The sequence below is a fragment of the Kitasatospora sp. NPDC051705 genome, from assembly GCF_044453265.1.
GTDB lineage: Bacteria > Actinomycetota > Actinomycetes > Streptomycetales > Streptomycetaceae > Kitasatospora.
In genome coordinates, this window is sequence record NZ_JBITCO010000022.1 from 60543 (window position 1) to 81905 (window position 21363).

Consider the following 21363-nt stretch of genomic DNA (forward strand, 5'->3'; position numbering starts at 1 on the left):
CCCGGGCCCGGCCGGGCCGGAACGGTTCAGCCGAGCTGCGGGGCGACCCGGGCGGCGATCAGCTCCAGGTGGTCGAGGTCGTCCAGGTCGAGGATCTGCAGGTAGATCCGCGCGCTGCCGACGGCGGCGTAGCGTCCGATCTTCTCGACCACCTCGTCCGGGGTGCCGGCCAGGCCGTTGGCCCTCAGCTCGTCGGCGTCCCGGCCGATCGCGGCGGCCCGGCGGGCCACCTCGGCGTCGTCCCGGCCGACGCAGGCGACCAGGGCGTTGGAGTACACCAGCGCGTCGCCCGGGCGCCCGGCCCGCTCGACCGCGGCCCGGACCCGGCCGAACTGGGCGGCGGTGTCCTCCACCGACGCGAAGGGCAGGTTGAACTCGTCGGCGAACCGGGCGGCCAGCGCCGGGGTCCGGCTGGGCCCGTGCCCGCCGACCAGCACCGGGATGCGCTCCTGGGCGGGCTTGGGCAGCGCCGGGGAGTCGGTCAGGGTGTAGTACTGCCCGGCGAAGTCGAAGGTGTCGCCGAGCTTGGTGTTCCACAGGCCGGTGATGATCGCGAGCTGTTCCTCCAGCCGCCCGAACCGCTCCTTGGGGAAGGGGATGCCGTACGCGGTGTGCTCCTCCCCGTACCAGCCGGCGCCGAGGCCGAACTCGACCCGCCCGCCGCTCATCGCGTCCACCTGGGCGACCTGGATCGCGGTGACCCCCGGCAGCCGGAAGGTGGCGGCGGTCATCAGGGTGCCGAGGCGGATGGTGCGGGTGTCGCGGGCGAGGCCGGCCAGGGTGATCCAGGCGTCGGTCGGCCCGGGCAGTCCGGAGGCGTCCCCCATCCTGAGGTAGTGGTCGGAGCGGAAGAAGGCGCTGAAGACGCCGAGGTCCTCGGCGGTCCGGGCGACCGTCAGGAGGGTCTCGTAGCTCGCGCCCTGCTGCGGTTCGGTGAAGATGCGAAGATCCATGGGGACCATTCTGGTACGGACCACCCGCCGCTCAGCACAGAGAACCGGCCATGTCACGGAACGTCCGGAAGGTGGCCAAGCTCTCAGCACGGAACCGTCACGGGGCGCCGATCCGCCACCCGGCTCCCCTACCGTGGACGGATGTTCGCCCACCCCGACGAGTCCTTCCGGCGCTCCCCCGACGAGCCGGCGGCCTGCCCGCTGCCCGGCATCGTCGCCGCCTTCACGCCCCGGCTGGCCGAGCTCGCCTTCGAGCCCGCCCTGGTCGCGGCGGTCGACCAGCACGTCGCGATGCTGCGCGAGCTGCTGTACGCGCAGGGGCCGGAGCTGGCGCCGCAGCGGCTGGAGCGCGCGGAGCTCTCGGACTACGCGGTGGGCTTCCTGGACGCGCTCGCCGAGATCGGCTGGCGGGAGCCGGTGGGGTACGACTACGCGGTGCACCGGCTGACGGCGATCTGCTGGCTGGTGCGCGAGCAGCGCCTGCTGGAGGCCTGACCGGCCCGCACCCGGCACCACCTCACCGCACCCGGCACCCCCGCACCGCGGCCCGGCCTCCTCGGTTGAACGGCCCGACCGGCGGGCCGGAGCCGACGCGTACAGTGACGGTCGGGGACGGACGGCAGGACGGGAGGGTGCGGCCATGAGCAGCGACACGATGGGCGGCCGGACGGTGGGCGGCGGCACGACGGCCGGCGGCGTGCCACTGCACCGGCCGCTGCAGTGGCGGATCCGGCCGGCGGCCCCGAGCGCCGCGGTCGTCGTGCTGCACGGCGGCGAGGAGCACAACCTCTCCCGGCCCGGCCCGGTCAACCTGCCGCTGCTGCGGATGCACGGCTTCCTGCGGTCCCTGGCCCGGGAGACCGCCGGGGCCGGGGTGGCCGTCGTCACCGTCCGCTACCGCCACCGGGGCTGGAACGGCGGGCGCGCCGACGCCGCCCGGGACGCCCTGGCCGCACTGGACGAGCTGGCCCGGGAGCTGGGCGAGGTGCCGACCGTCCTGATCGGGCACTCGATGGGCGGGCGGGCCGCCCTGCAGGCCGGCGGGCACCCCAGCGTCACCGGCCTGGTCGCCCTCGCCCCCTGGTGCCCGCCCGAGGACCCCTGCGAGCAGCTCGCCGGGCGCGACGTGCTGCTCCTGCACGGCGACCGGGACCGCATCACCCCGCCCGCCGAGACCCGGGCCTTCGCCGCCCGCAGCCGGGCCGCCGGCGCCCGGGTCTGCGGCTACAGCGTCACCGGCAGCGGCCACGCGATGCTCCAGCGGATCCCCGACTGGCACCGGGCCACCACCCGGCTGGCCACCGCGGTGCTCGGGCTGCGCCCGCTGCCCGCCGAGACCGCCGCCGCCCTCGCGCTGCCGGCCGCCTCGCCGGAGGCCCTCACCCTCCCGCTGCCCCGTCAGCCGCGCGGCTGACGGGGCCCCGGCCCGGTCAGCCGGCGCGCGGGTAGCTGCGCCGGTTGACGCCCTTGGGGTCGGTCTCCAGGTAGCCGGTGCCGTAGTCGTCGGCCAGGTAGACCTTGATGCTGGGGGTGCCGTCGAACATGTCGGGGTCGATCATCAGGTACCGCATGGTCGGCTTCGGGACGTTCAGGGTGTCCTGGGCGCGCTGGAGCAGCGTGGGGATCACGTCCCAGTTGTAGAGCCCGAGGTCGACCGGCTTGGTGTCGCCGATCAGCGTGCCGCCCGGGGAGCGGGTCGCCTTGCCGTCCCGGATGGTGATGTCGTCGTAGAGCTTTCCGCCGGCCGCGGCGGCGACCTCGGCGGTGGCGTACTCGGGGTAGACGACGAGCTTGTACACCTTGCCGCCGGCGGCGTAGGGCTGCAGCGCGGCGACCGTCCGGCGCACGCCGTCCGGGGTCAGCAGGTTGACCTTGCCCGAGGGCTGGGCGGCCGGGGTCGCGGCGGTGGAGGCCGGGGCCGTCTGGTCCGGCGCCGCCCCGGGGGCCGTCGTCGAGGCGGGCGCCGCGGAGGCGGGCGGGGCCGCGGCGGTGGCCGAGGGGGTGGTCCCGGCGGTCGGGGTCCGGCCGGTGGACGCGTCGCCCTGGCTGAGGTAGAGCGCGCTGCCGCCGCCGGCGAGCAGCACTGCGGCGGCCGTGAGGGCGAGCACCCTCCGCCGGGCCTTCCGGGTGCCCGCCGGCTCGGGGTGGCCGGGGCCGGTCGGGAGCGTCGCGGGGGCCTGGAAGCCGGTCGGCACCCGGTCCGCCGGCGGCGCGAACGGACCGCCGGCGAACGACCCGCTGTCGGAGGGACCTCCGGCGAACGACCCCGTGGCGAAGGACCCGCCGGCGGACGGCCCGGTGATCGGACCGGTGGCGAACGGGCCGGTGGCGGGGGGCGCGGGCTGCCCGGCGCCGAGCCGCACGGTGCCGGTCGGGTACGGCGCGCCCTCCCCCGCCCCGTGGGCCGCCTCGTACTCGGCCGCCGCGAGGGCCCGGTCGAGCTGCTCGGCGTCCGGCCGCAGCGCCGGGTCCTTGCCCAGCAGCGCGGACAGCAGCGGCCCGAGCCGCCCGGCCCGGACCGGCGGCGGCAGCGGCTCGTCCAGGACGGCGGCCAGGGTGGCCAGGGTGGTCGCCCGGCGCAGCGGGTGGCTCCCCTCGACCGCGACGTACAGCAGCATGCCGAGGGACCACAGGTCGGAGGACGGGTTGCCCTCCTGGCCGCGGATGCGCTCCGGCGCGATGTACTCGGGCGAGCCGATCAGCGCACCCGTCGCGGTGAGGGCGGTGGCGTCCTGGATCGCGGCGATGCCGAAGTCCGCGAGCACCGGGGTGCCGTCCGGGCGCAGCAGCACGTTGGCGGGCTTGACGTCCCGGTGCTGGATGCCGACGGCGTGGGCGGCCCGCAGCGCGGACAGCACGCCGCGCCCGATCCGGGCCGCCTCCGCGGTGCCGAGCGGGCCGTGCGCCAGCCGGTCGGCGAGGCTGCCGCCGCTGACCAGCTCCATCACCAGCCAGGGGTGCGGGTGTTCCGGGGTGTCGACGATGTGGTGGATGACCACCACGTTCGGGTGCTGGAGGCGGGCGAGCGCCCGCGCCTCGCGCAGCACCCGCTCGCGCAGCTCGCGGGCGGCGTCCGGGTCGGCGGCGGCCATCGCCGGGTCGGGCGGGCGGACCTCCTTGAGCACCACCTCGCGGTGCAGCGCGTTGTCGCGGGCCCGCCAGACCACGCCCATGCCGCCGCCACCGAGCTGCTGGAGCAGTTCGAAGCGGCCGTCGACGAGGCGCTGTTCCGCCCCAGCTGTGTTCATGGCGGCCATCGTAGGAGGCGCCACCGACCGCGCGGACGGCGGCGGGGGCCAGCGACGCGGCCGGGTACGCACGATGCCGTCGCCGCACCGGTGCGGCCGTCGGCGCCGCAGCTGCGGACGGGCCCTGGCCCCGGGTGCGGACGGGCGGCGGTCACCGGACCGGTCGTACACCGTCCGGTCCGGGCCGGGGTGCCCCGGCGCCGCTCACCACACCTGCCAGAGGGCGGCCGCGAAGACCGCCGTCACCCACGTCCAGAGCACGGACAGCGCGACGTGCGCGGCGGTGCGCAGGGCGTCGCCGCGCCACAGCTTCGGGGAGAACACCACGAACTCGAAGAGCCAGCGCAGCCCCCAGAACACGGTCTGACCGGCCAGCAGCACGGTGCCCAGCCGGCCGCCGGCCAGCAGGTCGGGGGCGAGGCAGAGCGGCAGCAGGCCGAACAGGGCGCAGACCAGGCCGATGAAGAAGACGTGGACGTAGGAGACCTGGCGGGTCAGCAGGGTGGTGCCGGCCAGGTCGGCGGGCCAGCCGACCGCCCAGGGCAGCACCGCGTGGCCCACCCCGAGCCCGACCAGGACCAGCCCGACCAGGCGCAACTGGCCTTCCACGGTCAGGAGTTCGCTCATCCCTCGGCGCTCCGGAAGGCGACGGCGGCGACCAGCCCGGCGATCCGGCGTTCGGCGGCGGGCCGCAGCCCGGCCTCGGCGGCGTGCCCCAGCCACACCGACCGGGGCAGGAAGTGCCAGGCCCCGGGGCCGTAGGCGGCGATGTTGGCGGCGTCGCGCAGGTGCTCGACCAGCAACAGCGTGCCGCCCGGCCGCAGCGCCCTGGCGACCTCGGCGAACAGCGCGCGGCGGTCCGCGGGGCGGCGCAGCTCGTGGGCGGCGAAGACGGCGAACACGGTGTCCAGCGAGTCGGTCGCGGCGGGCAGCTCGCCCGGGCGGGCGGGCACGGTGCCGGGGGCGGGCGGCACGTGCCGGCGGGCCCGCCGGATCGAGCCCTCGGTGGTCAGCGCCGGGTCGTAGAGGTCGGCGACGCGCTGGTGCGCGGCGGGGTGGCGGGCGGCGATCGGGCGGCTCACCTCGTCGAGCCCGGCGGAGACCACCAGGTGGGTGCCGGGGCCGTCGGGCAGCAGCGCGGGCAGCCAGTCGTAGGTGTGCAGCTCGGAGCGGTCGTAGACGCACCAGGTGGCGAGGGTGCTGACGAGGAGGTGGGCCGCCGCGGTGGCGGCACCGGCCCGGGCGAGCGCGGCGGCCGGCCCCGGCAGGCGGCGGGCCGCCGCCCAGCCGCCGGCCGCGGTCAGGACGCCGGCCGTGTACAGCGGCCAGTTGTAGCGGATCACCTCGCGGACGCCGGAGGGGCGCCGTGCCGGCGGGGCGGCGGTCACCGGGCCGCCCCCTCGAGGGTGCGGCGGCTGCCGCGCTCCCAGCCGTAGTCGAGGTCGGCGACGTGGAAGGCGTTGGCGAGCACCGGGCGGCTCCCGGCCAGCGGGCCGTGGTCGAAGAAGGTCAGCCGCGGCACCTCGACGCTCACCGGGACGGGCTGCCAGGCGGTGCGGGTGGCCTTGACCACGATCACCGACCGGGTCTGCGGCTCGTACTCGAAGGTGTAGGGCAACGGGCCGGCGAACCGGCGGGCGGCCCGGGCGTCCGCGAAGGGGCTGCCCGGCGGCAGGGCGGCCGGGGCGCCGCCCAGGTCGGCGCGCACGTGCAGGTCGGCGTGGCCGTCGCCGCTGAGGACCTTGAACTCCAGGGTGTCGCCGACCACCCGGGTGCCGATCCGGGCGTGGCGGTAGTGGTAGCGGGTGAGGAGGTTGCCGCCGACGGTCATCAGCCGGCTGTCGGTGTCGGAGCGCAGGATCCGCAGGCCCCGCATGGTCCGCCCGCCGGGGGTGGGGAAGCGGGTGAAGACCCGGTAGCCGGTGAGGATGAAGTCGCGGCCGAACCGGGCCGGCAGCCCGGCCGGGCGCAGCGCGCGGGTGTCGACCACGGCGGCCGCGACGAAGCCGTGCTCGGTGCCGGCCGGGTCGGTGTAGGTGTCCAGGGCGAGCCCGGGCGGCACCAGCGGGGCCAGCAGCCGGGGCGGCAGCGCGTAGGTGAGGACGAGGGAGTGCGCGAAGCGGGTGCGGATCGGCACGGGATGGCGCTGGAGGAGGTGTCGCATGGTCGACTCCGTTGGTCGGTCGCGGTGTTCGGGCGGGCTGCACCGGTGTCGGGGTGGGCTGCGCCGGTGTCGGGCCGGGATCGGCCGGTGTCGGGCTGGGCTGCGCCGGAACCTCAGAGGCGGACGACCCGGACGACGCCCCACAGCGGGCAGCGGTCCTCGGCGGCGGCGCCGGGGCCGGCGGGGCCCGGTTCGCGGATGCTGCGCAGCACCGCGACGCCACCGGGCCGGACGGCGTGCCGCACGGCGGCGCGCAGCCGGCGGGCGAAGGCCTGGTCGGGGCCGTCCAGGACGTTGGAGAGCGTCACCGCGTCGTAGCTCCCGGCCGGGGAGCGTTCGAGGTGGCCGAGGACGTCGCCCCGGAGCAGCCGGACGGGCGGTGCGCCGCCGCCCTGGTCGTGGCCGGGCGGTGCGCCGACGGGCAGCTCGCCGGCGGGCGGTCCGGCGACGAGCGGTCCGCCGACGGGCAGTTCGCGGCCGAGCAGGAGCCGCCAGGCCCACGGGTTGTCGGCGTTGGGGTGGCGGGCGAAGCCGCGGGCCAGTCGGGCCCGCAGCACCGTGTCGAAGCGGCGCGGCAGTACGGCCCGGAACGCCGGGTGCAGGCCGCCCGCGAGCGCGCCGGCCGGGCGGAGCGCGGCGCCGAGCAGCAGCCGCAGGCCCGGGCCGTCGAGGTGGCGGTGCCAGTGGCGGGCCTGCGCCGCCGGGTCGTCGAGGCGCAGGAACCGTTCCAGTGCCGCCGGGCGCCAGGCCGGCAGGGCGGTCGCGGCGGCGGCCCGGCCGAGGGCGAGCAGGCGTTCCGCAGCGCCGGTGGCGGCGGGCGCACCGGCGGTCAGCCTGGCCCGGGCGTAGGCGAGTTGGGCGGGGTTGAGGTCCACCGCGGTGACCCGGTGCCCGGCGGCGGCCAGCGCGGCGGCGGTGTCCCCGGCGGAGGCGATGCACAGGACGCGGGCGCCGGGCGCCGGGAAGGCGGCGAGTTCGACGCCGGGGTCCTCGTACATCCGGCCGAACAGCAGGCCGGGCCGGCGGGGTTGCAGACTGAGCAGCCGGCCGTCGGCCCAGGGGGTCCGGGCGCTCACGCGGTCACCGCCGCGCGGGGGGCGGGGTGGCGCCGGGTGGCGGCGACGGTCCAGATCAGCGCGAGGAAGGCGAGGTCCTGGACGATCAGCCGGCCGGGTTCGGGGATCTCGTCGGAGCCGAAGAGCAGGCCGCCGGTGTTGAAGGCGACCACCAGGGCGGTCTGCACGAGGGCCGCGAGGCGGGCCCGGCGGCCGGTCAGCACCCAGAGGCCGAGGGCGAGTTCGGCCGCCCCGATGGCCAGCAGCAGGGGTGTCACCGCCCACCCCGGGAGCAGCGGCACGGACTCCACGATGGCCCGCTGGTCCGCCCGGCCCGGCCAGATCTTGCACCAGAGCCCTTCGTAGGCCCACATCAGCGCCACCGCCCCGGCGGCGAACCTGTTCTGCCACGGTGTCACGGCTCCCCCTTCCTCCTGCTGCCTCGCCGGGGCGCGACGGCGCCGGGGTGCGGCGGGGCAGCACGGGACGGCCCCGCACCGCCGGTCACGGCCGGGAGCGTCCGCTCGGCATCATCATGGCGCACGCCTTTGAACGCGTTCAACTCGGGGTTCTCCCCCTGAGCCCGGTCGCCGCCCGTCACCCTCCCAGCAGCGGCGGGCCCGGCACCGGCCGGTGCCCGGCGGGTCGCCGGGGCCTCACCCCATCGGACCAACCCCCGGGCCGGCCCGCCGCCCGGCACGCCCCCGACCGGGCCGGGGCGCTCACCCCTCCCGGCTGCCGGCCGGCCCGGATCCGGGATCGGCGCCGCGCGGCAGCAGCAGGGCGGCGCCGAGCCCGACCAGGCCCAGCAGCGCGAGCGCCAGCATGGCCGCGCCGTAGCTGTCGCGGGTGAGTTCGGCGACCAGGATGGTGCCGGCGACGGCGGTGCCGAGCGAGGAGCCGAGGTTGGAGATGCTCCGGGAGAGCCCGGAGATCGCGCCCTGCTGACTGTCAGGGAAGCTCGACTGCACCACGTTGACGGAGGCCGTCAGCATCAGGCCCAGCCCCAGGCCGATCAGCAGCAGTCCGGGGGTGAACGCCCACACCCCGTCGAAGGACCGCACGAGCAGGAGCAGCAGCAGGATGCCGGCGACGGTGACGACGAACCCCGTGACGATGAGCGTGCGCTGGCTCCAGCGCCGGGCCAGCCGCTCGGCGCTGAGGGAGGTGGCGAGCAGCCCGACCGTCGCCGCGGTGAAGACGGCGCCGGAGGCGATCGCGCTGTAGCCGCGGACCACCTGGAGGTAGGCGCCGACGGTGAACGACGCGCCCATCAGGACCAGCCACTGGGCGTTCTGGGTGACCAGGCCCAGGTTGGCGGTGCGGTCGCGGAAGAGGGCGAGCGGGAGCAGCGGTTCGCGGCCGGCCCGTTCCCGGCCGCGGATCCAGAGGAAGAACCCGGCCAGCACGGCGGCACCGGCGACCAGCAGGGCGATCATCAGCCAGGCGTTGGTGTCGGCGGCGAGGATGCCGGTGACCACGAGGACCAGGCCCACCGCGGACAGCACCGCCCCGACGACGTCGAAGCGGACGGACGGATCGGGCGGCCGCGGGTCCTTCAGCTTCCGGCTGAGCCACATGATCACCACGATGACCAGGACCTGGAAGCCGAAGTTGGCGCGCCAGCTGATCCAGGTGGTCAGCAGTCCGCCGATGAGCGGCCCGGCGGCCGCGCCGATCCCGCCGAGGGCCATGATCGCGCCGAAGGCCCGGGCCCGGACGGCCGTCCCGGTGAACAGCAGGGTCGTCAGGATGTAGACGGGCGGGATGAGCAGGGCGGTGCCGACGCCCTCCAGGATCGAGTTGCCGACGATCAGGCCCGCCAGGCCCGGGGTGAGCGCGCTGATCAGCGCGCCGATCCCGTAGACGCCGAGCCCGGTCATCAGGCAGCGCTTGCGGCCGTAGCGGTCGGCGAGCTTGCCGCCGGGGATCATCAGCGCGGCCATCACCAGCAGGAACACCGTGATGGCGACCTGGATGCCCTGGACCGTCGTGTCGAGGTCCTCGCTCATGTCGTTGATCATCACGTTCATGCTGGACCCGGCGAAGCTGCAGATGAACTGGGCCAGGGCCAGCGGCACCAGGACCGCGCGGGCCGCCCCGGCGGGCGCGGCGGGTACGGATGCAGGTGCGGATGCGGGTGCCACGGCGGCCTCAGGCCGAGTGCCGGCGGTCGAGCTCCTCGTCGAGCGCCATGGCGGCGTCGATGAGGGCGAGGTGGGTGAACGCCTGCGGGAAGTTGCCCAGTTGCTCGCCGGACGGGCCGATCTCCTCGGCGAAGAGGCCGACGTGGTTGGCGTAGGTGAGCATCTTGTCGAAGGCGTAGCGGGCCTGCTGCAGCCGCCCGGCCCGGGCGAGGGCCTCGACGTACAGGAAGCTGCACAGGTTGAAGGTGCCCTCCGAGCCGCGCAGGCCGTCGGGCGAGGCGGCCGGGTCGTAGCGGTAGACGAGGCTGTCGCTGACGAGCTCGCGGTCCATCGCGTCGAGCGTGGAGAGCCAGGCCGGGTCGTTCGGGGCGAGGAAGCCCACCTTGGGCATGAGCAGCAGGGAGGCGTCCAGGACGTCGGTGGCGTAGTGCTGGGTGAAGGCCGCCCGGTCGGCGTTCCAGCCGCGGTCGACGATCTGGTCCAGGACGGCGTCCCGGGTCTCCTCCCAGCGGTCCAGGTCGGCGGGGCGGGAGAACGTGCGGGCGGTCCGGACGGCCCGGTCGAAGGCGACCCAGCACATCAGCCGGCTGTAGGTGAAGTCCTGACGGCCGCCGCGGGTCTCCCAGATGCCCTCGTCGGGGCGGTCCCAGTGCTCGGTGAGCCAGTCGACCAGGCCGCGGAAGGCGCGCCAGCCCTCCAGGGTGCCCATGGTGCCGTCGGTGGCGAAGGCGTAGGCGGCCTCCCCGTAGATGTCGAGCTGGAGCTGGTCGGAGGCGGCGTTCCCGGCCCGGACCGGCGCCGAGCCGCGGTAGCCCTCCCAGTGGCCGAGGACCTCCTCCGTGAGGTGGGGGTCGCCGTCGATCCGGTACATGATCTGCAGCGGTTCGCCGGCGCGGCCGGCCGAGGCCTCGACCCGCTCGCGGACCCAGCGGCGGAAGGCGAGCGCCTCCTCCTCGAAACCCAGGCCGGTCAGCGCGTGCAGGGACAGCGAGGCGTCGCGGATCCAGGTGTAGCGGTAATCCCAGTTGCGTTCGCCGCCGACCTGCTCCGGCAGGCCCATGGTGAGGGCGGCGATCGGCGCACCGGTGGGGTGGTAGGTCAGGAGCTTGAGGGTGACCGCGGACCGGTCCACCATCTGGTGCCAGCGCCCCTGGTAGCGGGACCGCGCCAGCCAGCCGTACCAGAAGTCGCGGCAGCGGTCGAAGTCGGCGGTGGTGGGCTCGTCGCCGGGCGGCGGGGGCGCGGCGTCGCCCGCGGGCGCGGCGGTGAGGGCCACGATCGCCGTCCCGCCGGCGTCCAGGGTGAACCGGGCGGTGACGTCCTCGCCGTCCGGCTGCAGCACGACCGGGGCGGTGGTCTGGAGGAAGAGGTCCTGGTCCGGGCCGTGCAGCACCGCGTTGCGCTCGTCCGTCAGGGTGAGCCGGTGCCGGGCCCGGCCGTAGTCGAAGCGCGGCCGGCACTCCAGCACGAAGGGCACGCTGCCGCGGATGACCCGGGCGACCCGGACGATCCGGTGCCGCGGGCTCGGCGTGCGCGAGGTGTCGGGGACCATGAAGTCGACGACCTCGGCGACGCCGCCGGCCGACAGGAACCTGGTCACCAGGATCGCCGTCCCGGGCAGGTAGAGCTGCTTCACCGCGGCGTCGGTGATCACGCCCCGGTCGACGGCCAGCCGGCAGCGCCCGCCCCCGGCGTGGTCCAGCAGGGAGGCGAACAGGCTGGGCGAGTCGAAGCGCGGCGCGCACCACCAGTCGATGTCGCCGTCGGTGGACACCAGGGCGGCCGTCTGGAGGTCGCCCACCATGCCGTGCTCCGCGATCGGGGGGTAGTGGCTCATGGGACCTCCCTGGCCGGGGCCGTGGACCTGCCTGCCCGGTCACGGTAGGAGCGGCGCGCGGGTGCCCGGATCACCCCCGGGGGGTGACCGGCGGGGGCGGTGGGCGGACGGGCCCGCCGCCCGGCCGGGCCGGGGCCTCGGTCACCTCGGGGGGGTGATGCGGGGCCCGGGCCGGGCGGCGCAGGCTGGGTCCGACGGTCGAAGGACGACCGCGGGGTCCGGCCGGAGGGAGGAGAGGCCCGGTGCGTTACGAGATCCGTGTCGCCGGACTGCTGCAGGACATCACCGTGCGCGAGGGGTTCCCCGAGCTGGACAGCACGGTCGTCGCCGGCCAGACGGTGCTCTTCGGCGACGTGGTCGACGAGGCCCACCTGTACGGGCTGCTGAACCGCTGCCAGGCCCTCGGACTGACGGTGACGGAGTTCCGCCGGCTGCAGGAGTGACCGGCGGCGGGAACGACCGACCGCGGGAGCGAGCAGCTGCAGGAGTGACCGCCGGCGGGAATGACCGACCGCAGGAGCGAGCGGCCGTCACTCCTCGTCGAGCAGGTGCATCCGGGCGGCCGTCCGCAGGGCTTCCCGGCGGGTGGTGGTCGCCAGCTTGCGGTTGATGCTCTTCAGGTGCGTCTTGACGGTGTTCGGGGACAGGAAGAGGTCGTCGGCGATCTCCTGGGTGGACATCATCCGCCCGACCCGGGCCAGGACGTCGCGCTCCCGCTCGGTCAGCGGGTCGACGGGCCCGGCGGGGCCCGGCGCCGCCTCGCCGACGGCCTGCCGGCGCGTGCGGGCCGGCCCCGCGGGCGGCAGCAGGTCGTCGGGGAGCCAGGGGTGCGCCTCGGCGAGGCCCGGGTGGCGCAGCAGCTGGTGGCGGACCCAGGGGCCGCATTCGCGGAAGGGCCGGCGGAGCCGCTCGGGTTCGGCGGCCCGGAGCGCCTGGGCCAGCAGCTGCGGCCCGGCGGCGTCCGTGTGGGCGGCGCCGGCCCGGGCGAGCAGCAGCAGGGCCCTGGTCCTGGTGGTGCTGCCGATCGCCGCGTCGGTGCGCAGCAGGTCGAGCCGGGAGAGCGCGTCGTCCGCGTCGTGGCCAGCCGCCAGCCGGGCGCTGCAGGACGCGAGGACGGAGTCCGGGGCGCCCCCGGGCACCTCGGCGACCGCGTCCACCGCGGCCTCGACGCGTCCGGCGGCGAGGTGCGCGGCGCAGGCGGCGACGGCGATCCGCTCGGCGCACCAGGGCGAGGGGTGCTCGGCGAGGTCGAGCCGCCTGGTCCGCTCCAGCTCGCTCAGCGCCGCGTCCGGGTCCCCCTGGGCGAGCCGCAGGTCGGCGTGGACCAGGCCGAGGCCGACGGCGAGCACCGGGTCGCCGGACGGCTCCGCGTGCCGCAGCGCGTCACGGGCCGCCGCGACGTCGTCGTGCTCGAGCGCCGCGCCCGCCAGCACCACGTCGCCGAGGTCGGTGCGGGCCTCCGCGGGCAGGCCGCACCGGTCCGCCTCCTCGTCCGCCCGGCGGACCCGGCGCTCCGCCCGGCCGGGCCGGCCCCGCAGGTAGTCGATGAGGGCGAGGCGGCACTGGCTGTCGTGGCGCAGCCGTGCGGTGGTGGCGGTGGCCGGGGCGGCCGCCGCCGCGGCGAGCGCCTCCCCCGCCTCGTCGAACCGGCCCTCCCAGAGCAGGGCCGAGCCGAGGTCGGCGTCGGCCTGGCCGAGCAGTTCGGGGTGCCGGTGCAGCGGCCCGGCCGGGGCCGAGCGCCCGAGCCGGTGGGCCCGCCGGGCGGCGCCGCCGGCCAGCTCGGCCGAGCCGAGCAGCCGGCCCGCCCCGGCCCGCAGGCCGGCGGCCGTGATCCGGGCGGTGGTGTCCTCGGGCGACAGCCGCGGTTCGGCGCGGTCCAGCGCCCGGACACCGGCGGCCACGTCCTCGTCGGAGAGCCGGACGGCCGCCCGGACCAGCTCGGCGTCCGGGGTGTGCGCGGTGGGCGGCATCCGGGAGAACAGCGCGCGCAGTCGGCCCGCGGAGGGGCCGGCGGAGAGTTCGCCGACGGCCAGCTGGTCGATGAGCAGCCGGGCGGCGAAGTCCCAGGCCCCGCCCGCGACGGCGTGTTCCAGGGCGGCGCGCTGCTGCCCGTCCTCGTCGAACCAGTGGGCCGCGCGCCGGTGCAGCTCCTCCGGCAGGCCCGGGTCGGCGGCGTGCAGGTGCAGCCGGAGCGTCTCGGCGAACAGCGGGTGCAACCGGTACCAGCCGCCGGGAAGCAGGTCGACGAAGGCGTTGGCCCGGTGCAGGCCGGCCAGGATGCGGCCGCCGTCCTGCCGGCCGGTGAGCGCGTCGGCGAGCCCGGGGTGCAGCCGCGGGAAGAGGCTGGTGCGCAGCAGCAGGTCCTGGGTGTGCGCCGGCTGGGTGCGCAGCACCTCGGCGAGCAGGAAGTCCGGCACGCCGGTGTGTTCGGCCCCGATCTGCTTCAGGTAGGTGTCGGGGTCGTCGGCGTGCTGGGCGGCCAGGGCCAGCAGGCGCAGTCCGGCGCTCCAGCCCGCCACCCGCTCGTGGACCGCAGCGACGGTGTCCGGGCCGAGGTCCAGCCCGTGGCGGCGCAGGACGCCCTCGGCCTCGGGCAGCCGCATCGCGAGGTCGGCGGCGCGGATCTCGCCGAGCCGGCCCTCGGCGCGGTAGCGGTGCAGCGGCAGCAGCGGCTCGGTGCGACCGACCAGGACGAGGCGCAGGCGGCCGCGGGTGTGGCGGACCAGTTCGTGCAGCTGCTCGGCCGGCCGCGGGTCGGTGATCTGCTCGAACTCGTCCAGGACGAGCACGACCGGTTCGTCGCGGCCGCCGATCCAGTCGGCGAGGCGGAGCAGCAGGGAGGGTTCGACCCGGTCGGCGTCGGCCGGTGCGCCGATGCGCGCGGGCAGCGGCTGCCCCGCGTGGCGCAGGGCCGCGAGCACGTACGACCAGAAGCAGCCGGGGCTGTCGTCGGAGGCCTCCACCGTCAGCCAGGCGGGCCGCCCGGGGGGCCGGCCGTGCTCGGTCCAGTCCGCGACCAGCAGGGTCTTGCCGGCGCCCGCCGGTCCGTTGACCAGCGTGACCGGGAGCCGCACGGCCTCGTCGAGCCGCCGGACGAGGCGGTCCCGGCGGAGGAAGGCGGCCGGGGCCAGCGGGGGCTCCAGCCGGGTGACGAGCACCGGGTCGCCGTTGGGGAGCTCCACCGGCGGGAGCGGGGTCCTGCGCATGTGAACCATCGGGAGCCACCGCCTGACGGCCTCGGCACGGGGGTTCCGCGGCCGGGGGCGGGTGTCGGGGAACGGACGGGGCGGGGGCCGCCCGGGGTGGAACCGCCGCCGGCCCGGCGAAGATCCACCGGAACCACGGTAGCCCCGGCGGGCCGCCGACCGCCATCGCAGTCGGTGACGGCCGCCGGGGCGGCGGCCTCACCTGATCCGGGTGAAGCCGCCCGCCCGGCGGCGGCGCATGATCGCGGGAGAGGGCCCGTCGCACCGGCGCCCGAACGGGTGGCCGCGGGCGGGGTGACCGGCCGGCCGGTGACCCGGGCCGGGAGACCAGCCGGCCGGTGACCCGGGCCGGGAGAACCGACCACCGGCGGACCATCGGCACCGCGCCGGCGCCCGTCCGGCCCTCCGGAGCACCCGCCGGAACAGGAGAGCGACCTTGACCCACTCGGAACGGTCACCGGCCCGCGCGCCCGCCCGGGACCGGGCCCGGGGCCCGCAGCGCACCGACTACGCCGGTGCCGTGTACGGCTCCCTGCTCGCCGCCTCGGTGATCGCCGCCTCCGGCGTGAACGCGTCGATGCCGCGGCTCTCGCTGATCGTGCTGCTGGTGGTCACCGGTGTCGTGTTCTGGCTGGCCCACGTGTACGCCCGCCTCGCCGGGGACCGCGAGGCCGGGCGCACGGTGGGCTGGCGGGACGCCCGCGAGGTGGGCCGGCACGAGTGGTCCATCGTGGAGGCGGCCGCGCTGCCGGCCCTCGCGGTGCTGGTCAGCCCCTGGCTCGGCTCCGGCGACAGCGCCTGGCTGGCGCTCGGCGTCGCGGTGGCCCAGCAGGTGGCCTGGGCCACCCTGGGCGCGCACCGGGCCGGTGCGTCCCGGCGCCAGGTCGTCGCCGAAGGCTTCGTCAACCTCCTCCTCGGTCTGCTCATCGTCGCCGCGAAGGTGGCGGTCGGGCACTGACCGACCCACCGGAGTCCGGCCCGGACGGCGGAGACCGGTCGCACAACCGAAAACCGGCAGGCACCCCCCTCGACACCCGGAGGAACCCATGGCCGCCACCGCTCCGAAGTGGGGACCCCGTCCCCCGATCAGCTACTCCGAGTCCGACCTGGCCGGCTCCGGCCTGGTGGTCTTCGCCGGCGTGCTGCTGTCGCTGCTGGCCCTGTTCAACGGTCTGGACGGCATCGCCGCCATCGCCAACTCGCACGTCTTCATCGGCGACGCCCACTACGTCTTCGGCGACCTGCGGATCTGGGGCTGGGTCGTCCTGGCCGTGGCGGCCGTCCAGGCCGCCGCCGCGGTGGGCATCCTCGTCCAGCGGGCGCAGTGGGCGCGCTGGACCGGCGTGGTGGCCCTGGTCGTCAACGCCTTCGTCCAGATGGCCTTCCTGCCGTCCTACCCGCTGTGGTCGCTGACGATCATCGCCGTGGACGTCGTGGGCATCTACGGCCTGACCGCCCACGGCGCACCGGTCGCACCGCCCGTGGCCGACCCCGGGCCGCCGCCGCCCGTCGCGGGCGCCCCGCGCGGAGACGGCGGAGGCGTCTGAGGTTCCGCGGGTTCCGCGTCCCGTGCGGATGACCGCCCCCGGCCCGTCCGGCCGGGGGCGGTCATCCGCCGTTCGACGACTCAGCCCGCGAGCACCCGCTGCTTCTGCGCCGCGAACTCCTCGTCGGTCAGCACCCCCTGTTCGTGCAGCTGTGCCAGCTGCTGCAGCTGGCCGATCTTGTCGTCCATCCCCGGCTGGGGCGCAGCCGCGGGCGGCGGCGGCGCGGCGGGCGCGGGCTCGGGCGGCGCCTCCTGGGCGGCCCACCGGCCGGCCTGGCGACGCGACACCCGGTTGGACACGGCGGTCGCCGTCCCGGCGACGACCGCGGTACGCGCGACTCCGCGCAACAGTCCCGGCATGACCGAGCTCCTTCCTCGTACGTGTGCGTGCTCCGCGTCCGCGTGCGTCCTGCTCGTACGCGGGCGTGGCGGTGTCAGCCGCCGGACGGCTCCCGGGCCTCCAGGGCCTCCAGCGACTGCAGCAGCTGCGGGACCGGGATCCGGCCGCTGGCGACGACCTGCGCCTCGGACCGGCGCAGGGCGGCGGCGAGCGGTCCCGCCCAGGCGTTCTCGTACACCAGCACCCCGGCGGAGTTGCCGGGCGCCAGCAGGGCCGCGGCCTCGTCGAGGTCCTCGGCGTCCAGGATCCCGGACGACACGCCCTCGAACACGGCCAGGTCGAAGGTCCCGTCGCCGTCCAGGTCGGTGAGCTCCATCGCCAGGACGCTGCCGTCCTCGTCCCTGCGGACGAACGCGAAGTCGAGGATCCGGATGATGCCCCGGTCCACGAGGTCGACCAGCAGCGGAAGCCCTTCGCCCGTCATGCGGTTGCCCGGGAACTCCACGACCAGATAGTCGATGGGCCCGATCTCCCTGAGTTCCTCGTCCTGCTCCTCGGACATCGCACCGCTCCCTCCGCGGTCGTCACCCGGCCCGCTCCGCTGCCGGACCGGTTCTCTGCTGTCGACGCTACGGCTCCCGGCGCCGCCGGGGATCACCTGCACCGGGTGACGCGGAGGCCCCGGCCGGGCGCCGCGGCCCTTACCGCGCGGGTGCCGCCGCGGCCCGCCCGACCCCCGTGACGGGCGGGCCGCGGCACGGTGCGGGTCAGCCCAGGTCCGCCGGCGACTCGACGACCACCCCGTAGAGGTCGCCGATCGTCGCCAGCGCGGCGCGGTGGACCTGCTCGGCGCTCAGCCCGGTGCCGCCCGAGCTCAGCGGCCGGGTGGCGCAGGCCCGGGCGACGACGGTGGGCCGGTTGCCGCGCAGGAAGGCACCCGCGGTGGTGAAGGCCACGCACATGTGCGTCATGAAGCCGGCCACCACGACGTCCCGGTGCCCGGCGGCGTCGACCAGCTCGCCCAGCCCGGTGCCGACGAAGGCGTCCGGGGCCTTCTTGACCACGACCCGCTCGCCCTGCGCCGGCGCCACGCCGGGGTGGATCCGGCCGATCTCGGCGCGGACGTCGTACGGGGTGCCCTCCCCGCCGTCGTTGACCACGTGGATCACGGTGGCCCCCGCGGCCCGCGCCCGGGCGAGCAGCGCGGCGGCCTCGTCCAGCGCCTCGCGCCAGCCGTCGAGCTCCATCACCCCGCCGACGTAGGTGTTCTGGTAGTCGATCAGGATCAGGGTGGCGTCGGCGAGCGCGGCGGGCGTCTCGTCGAGGCCGTCGAGGGTGCGCAGGGTGGTCGTGGGCATGGGGTACCGCCTCGGGTCGGGTGTCTGGAGGATGGGCGGCCACGGCTGCGGTGGCCCGCATCGGAACGCTATGGCCGGCCCTCCGGTGTCGGCAATGTCGCCTAACATGCAGATTCCGACATCGCGTGTGAGCGGCCGAACCGGCCGGGGCAGGACCGGAGATGACCACCGTGACGCAGCAACGACTGATCGTCGTCGTCCTCTTCGAGGGCGTCGACCTGCTCGACGTCACCGGACCGCCGGAGGTGTTCTCGCTGGTCCGGCGGGAGACCGACGACGCGACGGGCTACCGCGTCGTCCTCGCCGCCGAGACCACGGCCCCGGTGACCACCGCCGCGGGCGTGCGGATCCTGCCCGACCTCACCTTCGACGAGGCCGCCGCCGCGGGCCCCATCGACACCCTGCTGGTGCCCGGGTCGGTCGAGGTCGACGAACTGCGCCGGGTCCACCCGCTCACCGACCCGGCCGTGGTGGACCGGGTGCGCACGCTCACCGGGCGCTCGCGCCGGGTCGCCTCGGTGTGCGTCGGCGCGCACATCCTCGCCGCCGCGGGGCTTCTCGACGGCCGGCGCGCCACCACCCACTGGTCGACGGCCGCGCGGCTCGCCGCCGAGTACCCGCAGATCGAGGTGGACGCCGATCCGATCTTCATCCGCGAGGGCGAGGTCTGGACCGGCGCCGGCATCAGCGCCTGCCTCGACCTCGCCCTCGCCCTGGTCGCCGACGACTTCGGCGAGGCCCTCGCGCTGCGGGTCGCCCGCCAGCTCGTGATGTACCTCAAGCGCCCCGGCGGGCAGAGCCAGTTCAGCGTCCCGCTGGAGCCGGTGTCCACCACCCGGCGGGTCGAGGAGCTGCGCCACCACATCCTGCGCAACCTGCCCGGCCGGCTCACCGTGCCCGACCTCGCCGCCCACGCGCACATCGGCGAACGGCAGCTGACGAGGATCTTCAAGACCGAACTCGGCACCACCCCGAGCGCCTACGTGGAGTCCGCCCGGCTCGAACTCGCCCGCCGGCACCTCGAGTCCACCGACGCCACGCTCGACCGGATCGCCACCGACTGCGGGTTCGGCACCACCGACACCCTGGTCCGCGCCTTCCGCCGGCGCCTGGACACCACCCCGACCGAGTACCGGCAGCGCTTCCGCACCGGAGCCGCTACGGAGGGGCCGGCAGCCGCACGGTGAACGCGGTGCGCCCCGGGCCGCTGGCCGCGTCCACCGTGCCGCCGTGCGCCCGGACCACCGCGCGCACGATCGACAGGCCCAGCCCGGTCGAGCCGGTCGACCGCGAGCGGGCCCGGTCGCCCCGGACGAAACGCTCGAACATCCGCTCCGCCAGCTCGGGGGCGATCCCCGGCCCGTCGTCGACGACCGCCAGCCGCACCTCGGCCCCGGCGCGCTCCAGGCTCAGCTCGACCCCCGTCCCGGCCGGGGTGTGGGCCCGGGCGTTCGCCAGCAGGTTGACCACCACCTGGCTCAGCCGGTGCTCGTCCCCGCGCACCAGCACCGGCTCCGCCGGCAGCGCCAGCCGCCAGCGGTGCCCCGGCCCGGCCGCCCGCGCGTCCGCCAGCGCGTTCAGCGCCACCCGGGTGAGGTCCACCTCGGCGTCGGCCAGCGGCCGGCCCGCGTCCAGGCGCGCGAGCAGCAGCAGGTCCTCGACGATCGCGCCCATCCGCACCGCCTCGGCGTCGATCCGCTCCAGCGAGTGCCGCACCGGCCCCGGCACCGCACCGGGGTGGCGCAGCGCGAGCTCGGCGTGCCCGCGGACCGCCGCCACCGGGGTGCGCAGCTCGTGGCTGGCGTCGGCGGCGAAGGCCCGCAGCCGCTCCTCCACCGCGTGCCGGCTGGCCAGGGCGTCCCCCACGTGCCCGAGCATCCGGTTGAGCGCCGTGCCCACCCGGCCGACCTCGGTGCGCGGGTCGTCGTCCGGCACCCGCTCCGCCAGGGTGACGGCGCCGCTGGCCAGCGGCAGGCCGGCGACCCGTTCGGCGGTGCCCACCACCCGGTCCAGCGGGCGCAGCGACCAGCGCACCCAGACCGCTCCGGCGGCGCCCGCCCCGGCCACGGCGAGCGCGAAGACCGTCAGCTCCAGGGTCGCCAGCCGGTCCACGGTGTCCTCCGCCGGGCGCAGCGGCAGCCCGCTGACCAGCACGTCGCCGTCCCGGCCGGCGACCGCGCGGACCCGGTAGCGCCCCTGCGCCCCGCCCAGGTCGACGGTGCCCGCCGACCCGCCGACCGGGAGCGCGGCCAGCGCCCGCTGCTCGGCGGGCGAGAGCGCCACCCTGTCGTCGTCGCCCAGGCCGTCCGCGTCGTCGGCGTCGCCGTCGACCACGCCGGCCGCGGTGACCCGGCCGTCCAGCAGCCGCACGCCCAGGGTGCCCGGGGTCTGCGCCCGGGTGTCGGTGCCGCCGCCGCCCTGGCCGGCGTGTTCGAGGCTGGCGGCGTAGCGACCGCCCGAGTCGGTGAGCTGCTGGTCCAGCCGGTCCACCAGGAAGTGCCGCAGGGCGGCCGTGGTGGCCAGGCCCACCGCCGCGCAGGTCACCACCAGCAGCACCAGCAGGCCGGCGATCAGCCGGGCCCGCAGCGTCCGCGGCACCAGCCGGGCGGCCCGGCGGCGCAGACCGCGGCGCCGGCGACCGGCGGGCCCGCCGCTCACGGCGCGGCCTTGATCAGGTACCCGGCACCGCGCACGGTGTGGATCATCGGGGGCCGGCCGGCGTCCAGCTTCTTGCGCAGGTAGCTGATGTACAGCTCGACGACGTGCGCCTGCCCGCCGAAGTCGTAGGACCAGACGGCGTCCAGGATCTGCGCCTTGCTCAGCACCTGGCGGGGGTGGCGCATCAGGTGGACGAGCAGCGCGTACTCGGTCGGGCTGAGGTCGACCGCCTCCCCGCCGCGGGTGACCTCGCGGGCCCGCTCGTCGAGCACCAGGTCGCCGAGCACCAGGGCGTGCGCGGGCGGCGGACCGGCCGCACCCGGCGGGGCCGCCCGGCGCAGCAGCCCGCGCAGCCGCACGACCACCTCGGCCAGACTGAACGGCTTGGTCACGTAGTCGTCGCCGCCCGCCGCGATCCCGGCGATCCGGTCCTCGACGGCGTCCCGGGCGGTCAGGAAGAGCACGCGCACCTCGGGCCGCTCGGCGTGCAGCCGGCGCAGCACCTCCATGCCGTCGAGGTCGGGCAGCATCATGTCCAGGACCACGGCGTGCGGGCGCCAGAGCGCCGCGGCGCGCACGGCCGCCCCGCCGGTGGTCGCGCCGCGCGCCTGCCAGCCCTCGTAGCGGACGGCGCCGCAGACCACCTCGACCAGGTCCGGCTCGTCGTCGACGACGAGGACCCTCCACTCCTGCCGCTCGGCGGTGTCGTCCACGGTGCTCCCTCGGTACGCGGTCGGCGGCGTTCATTCTGACCGCCCGCGATGAGAAAGTCCTGAGACCGCGGGGCCCGGTGGGCACCCCGTCGCACCGGCTCCGACCTGCGGGAACGCGGCCCGGGCGGCCGCCGGGAG

At 76.6% G+C, this 21363-nt stretch carries 21 protein-coding genes; 6 read left to right on the top strand and 15 right to left on the bottom strand.

Annotated features, from left to right (window positions below; genetic code table 11):
* Positions 1–26 precede the first annotated feature (26 nt).
* Positions 27–953: an LLM class F420-dependent oxidoreductase gene (locus ACIA8Q_RS24890; RefSeq protein ID WP_387905505.1), complete on the bottom strand. Its 927-nt coding sequence runs from the start codon at positions 951–953 to the stop codon at positions 27–29.
* Between the two features lie 141 nt (positions 954–1094).
* On the opposite strand from ACIA8Q_RS24890, the gene ACIA8Q_RS24895 reads away from it, so the two are divergent.
* A complete protein-coding gene (locus ACIA8Q_RS24895) occupies positions 1095–1448 on the top strand; it encodes a DUF6401 family natural product biosynthesis protein (RefSeq protein WP_360209661.1) in 354 nt (117 codons plus the stop codon).
* A gap of 145 nt (positions 1449–1593) precedes the next feature.
* Positions 1594–2367 carry an alpha/beta hydrolase gene (locus ACIA8Q_RS24900; RefSeq protein WP_396317701.1) on the top strand — a complete coding sequence of 258 codons (774 nt, stop codon included), beginning with the start codon at positions 1594–1596 and terminating at the stop codon, positions 2365–2367.
* Positions 2368–2383: 16 nt separating this feature from the next.
* On the opposite strand, the gene ACIA8Q_RS24905 is transcribed toward ACIA8Q_RS24900, so the two are convergent.
* The 8 genes from ACIA8Q_RS24905 to ACIA8Q_RS24940 form a co-directional block, all read right to left on the bottom strand.
* The gene (locus tag ACIA8Q_RS24905; RefSeq protein ID WP_396317702.1) at positions 2384–4201 is read right to left on the bottom strand and encodes a serine/threonine-protein kinase; all 1818 of its coding nucleotides are present in this window, start codon (positions 4199–4201) and stop codon (positions 2384–2386) included.
* A 204-nt stretch (positions 4202–4405) separates the two neighbouring features.
* Entirely contained in the window at positions 4406–4828 is a 423-nt protein-coding gene (locus tag ACIA8Q_RS24910; protein ID WP_360209655.1) for a hypothetical protein, read from the bottom strand.
* A complete protein-coding gene (locus ACIA8Q_RS24915; protein WP_360209653.1) occupies positions 4825–5589 on the bottom strand; it encodes a class I SAM-dependent methyltransferase in 765 nt (254 codons plus the stop codon). The genes ACIA8Q_RS24910 and ACIA8Q_RS24915 overlap by 4 nt, the downstream gene beginning before the upstream one ends.
* Entirely contained in the window at positions 5586–6365 is a 780-nt protein-coding gene (locus ACIA8Q_RS24920) for a DUF2071 domain-containing protein (protein ID WP_360209651.1), read from the bottom strand. Before ACIA8Q_RS24920 ends, ACIA8Q_RS24915 begins: the two co-directional genes overlap by 4 nt.
* Positions 6366–6478: 113 nt before the next feature.
* Entirely contained in the window at positions 6479–7441 is a 963-nt protein-coding gene (locus tag ACIA8Q_RS24925) for a DUF3419 family protein (RefSeq protein ID WP_387905498.1), read from the bottom strand.
* Positions 7438–7839 carry a DoxX-like family protein gene (locus ACIA8Q_RS24930; RefSeq protein WP_360209647.1) on the bottom strand — a complete coding sequence of 134 codons (402 nt, stop codon included), beginning with the start codon at positions 7837–7839 and terminating at the stop codon, positions 7438–7440. The genes ACIA8Q_RS24925 and ACIA8Q_RS24930 overlap by 4 nt, the downstream gene beginning before the upstream one ends.
* A 303-nt stretch (positions 7840–8142) precedes the next feature.
* Positions 8143–9567: an MFS transporter gene (locus ACIA8Q_RS24935; RefSeq protein ID WP_360209645.1), complete on the bottom strand. Its 1425-nt coding sequence runs from the start codon at positions 9565–9567 to the stop codon at positions 8143–8145.
* A 7-nt stretch (positions 9568–9574) separates the two neighbouring features.
* On the bottom strand, positions 9575–11404 hold the full coding sequence (locus ACIA8Q_RS24940; RefSeq protein ID WP_360209643.1) for a glycoside hydrolase family 15 protein: 1830 nt from the start codon (positions 11402–11404) through the stop codon (positions 9575–9577).
* Between the two features lie 242 nt (positions 11405–11646).
* Between ACIA8Q_RS24940 and ACIA8Q_RS24945 the strand changes: the two genes are divergently transcribed.
* The gene (locus ACIA8Q_RS24945) at positions 11647–11847 is read left to right on the top strand and encodes a hypothetical protein (protein WP_387905495.1); all 201 of its coding nucleotides are present in this window, start codon (positions 11647–11649) and stop codon (positions 11845–11847) included.
* An 87-nt stretch (positions 11848–11934) separates the two neighbouring features.
* Here the strand turns inward: ACIA8Q_RS24945 and ACIA8Q_RS24950 are convergent, their stop codons facing one another.
* Entirely contained in the window at positions 11935–14610 is a 2676-nt protein-coding gene (locus tag ACIA8Q_RS24950) for a LuxR C-terminal-related transcriptional regulator (protein WP_396317703.1), read from the bottom strand.
* Between the two features lie 436 nt (positions 14611–15046).
* On the opposite strand from ACIA8Q_RS24950, the gene ACIA8Q_RS24955 reads away from it, so the two are divergent.
* Together ACIA8Q_RS24955 and ACIA8Q_RS24960 are read left to right on the top strand one after the other, a co-directional pair.
* Positions 15047–15568 carry a hypothetical protein gene (locus tag ACIA8Q_RS24955; protein ID WP_360209637.1) on the top strand — a complete coding sequence of 174 codons (522 nt, stop codon included), beginning with the start codon at positions 15047–15049 and terminating at the stop codon, positions 15566–15568.
* Positions 15569–15656: 88 nt separating this feature from the next.
* Positions 15657–16157, top strand: a complete 501-nt coding sequence (locus tag ACIA8Q_RS24960; RefSeq protein WP_387905490.1) for a hypothetical protein — start codon at positions 15657–15659, stop codon at positions 16155–16157.
* 80 nt (positions 16158–16237) lie between these two features.
* Here the strand turns inward: ACIA8Q_RS24960 and ACIA8Q_RS24965 are convergent, their stop codons facing one another.
* From ACIA8Q_RS24965 to ACIA8Q_RS24975, 3 genes are all read right to left on the bottom strand, one after another.
* Positions 16238–16516, bottom strand: a complete 279-nt coding sequence (locus tag ACIA8Q_RS24965; RefSeq protein ID WP_387905487.1) for an SHOCT domain-containing protein — start codon at positions 16514–16516, stop codon at positions 16238–16240.
* A 74-nt stretch (positions 16517–16590) separates the two neighbouring features.
* A complete protein-coding gene (locus ACIA8Q_RS24970; RefSeq protein ID WP_360209631.1) occupies positions 16591–17058 on the bottom strand; it encodes a DUF6325 family protein in 468 nt (155 codons plus the stop codon).
* Between the two features lie 205 nt (positions 17059–17263).
* The gene (locus ACIA8Q_RS24975; RefSeq protein WP_360209629.1) at positions 17264–17854 is read right to left on the bottom strand and encodes an isochorismatase family protein; all 591 of its coding nucleotides are present in this window, start codon (positions 17852–17854) and stop codon (positions 17264–17266) included.
* Positions 17855–18015: 161 nt separating this feature from the next.
* Here ACIA8Q_RS24975 and ACIA8Q_RS24980 point away from each other — a divergent pair, with 161 nt between their 5' ends.
* Positions 18016–19041, top strand: a complete 1026-nt coding sequence (locus ACIA8Q_RS24980; protein ID WP_396317704.1) for a GlxA family transcriptional regulator — start codon at positions 18016–18018, stop codon at positions 19039–19041.
* Here the strand turns inward: ACIA8Q_RS24980 and ACIA8Q_RS24985 are convergent.
* Positions 19013–20512: a HAMP domain-containing sensor histidine kinase gene (locus ACIA8Q_RS24985; protein ID WP_360209625.1), complete on the bottom strand. Its 1500-nt coding sequence runs from the start codon at positions 20510–20512 to the stop codon at positions 19013–19015. The genes ACIA8Q_RS24980 and ACIA8Q_RS24985 overlap by 29 nt on opposite strands.
* A complete protein-coding gene (locus ACIA8Q_RS24990) occupies positions 20509–21225 on the bottom strand; it encodes a response regulator transcription factor (RefSeq protein WP_360209623.1) in 717 nt (238 codons plus the stop codon). The genes ACIA8Q_RS24985 and ACIA8Q_RS24990 overlap by 4 nt, the downstream gene beginning before the upstream one ends.
* Between the last annotated feature and the right edge of the window lie 138 nt (positions 21226–21363).

Coding starts and splice junctions, on each gene's coding strand:
- ACIA8Q_RS24980 (WP_396317704.1), top strand. CDS start 18,016: ATGACCACCGTGACGCAGCAACGACTGATCGTCGTCGTCCTCTTCGAG.
- ACIA8Q_RS24975 (WP_360209629.1), bottom strand. CDS start 17,854: ATGCCCACGACCACCCTGCGCACCCTCGACGGCCTCGACGAGACGCCC.
- ACIA8Q_RS24950 (WP_396317703.1), bottom strand. CDS start 14,610: ATGCGCAGGACCCCGCTCCCGCCGGTGGAGCTCCCCAACGGCGACCCG.
- ACIA8Q_RS24890 (WP_387905505.1), bottom strand. CDS start 953: ATGGATCTTCGCATCTTCACCGAACCGCAGCAGGGCGCGAGCTACGAG.
- ACIA8Q_RS24920 (WP_360209651.1), bottom strand. CDS start 6,365: ATGCGACACCTCCTCCAGCGCCATCCCGTGCCGATCCGCACCCGCTTC.
- ACIA8Q_RS24965 (WP_387905487.1), bottom strand. CDS start 16,516: ATGCCGGGACTGTTGCGCGGAGTCGCGCGTACCGCGGTCGTCGCCGGG.
- ACIA8Q_RS24970 (WP_360209631.1), bottom strand. CDS start 17,058: ATGTCCGAGGAGCAGGACGAGGAACTCAGGGAGATCGGGCCCATCGAC.
- ACIA8Q_RS24895 (WP_360209661.1), top strand. CDS start 1,095: ATGTTCGCCCACCCCGACGAGTCCTTCCGGCGCTCCCCCGACGAGCCG.
- ACIA8Q_RS24900 (WP_396317701.1), top strand. CDS start 1,594: ATGAGCAGCGACACGATGGGCGGCCGGACGGTGGGCGGCGGCACGACG.
- ACIA8Q_RS24910 (WP_360209655.1), bottom strand. CDS start 4,828: ATGAGCGAACTCCTGACCGTGGAAGGCCAGTTGCGCCTGGTCGGGCTG.
- ACIA8Q_RS24960 (WP_387905490.1), top strand. CDS start 15,657: ATGGCCGCCACCGCTCCGAAGTGGGGACCCCGTCCCCCGATCAGCTAC.
- ACIA8Q_RS24905 (WP_396317702.1), bottom strand. CDS start 4,201: ATGAACACAGCTGGGGCGGAACAGCGCCTCGTCGACGGCCGCTTCGAA.
- ACIA8Q_RS24940 (WP_360209643.1), bottom strand. CDS start 11,404: ATGAGCCACTACCCCCCGATCGCGGAGCACGGCATGGTGGGCGACCTC.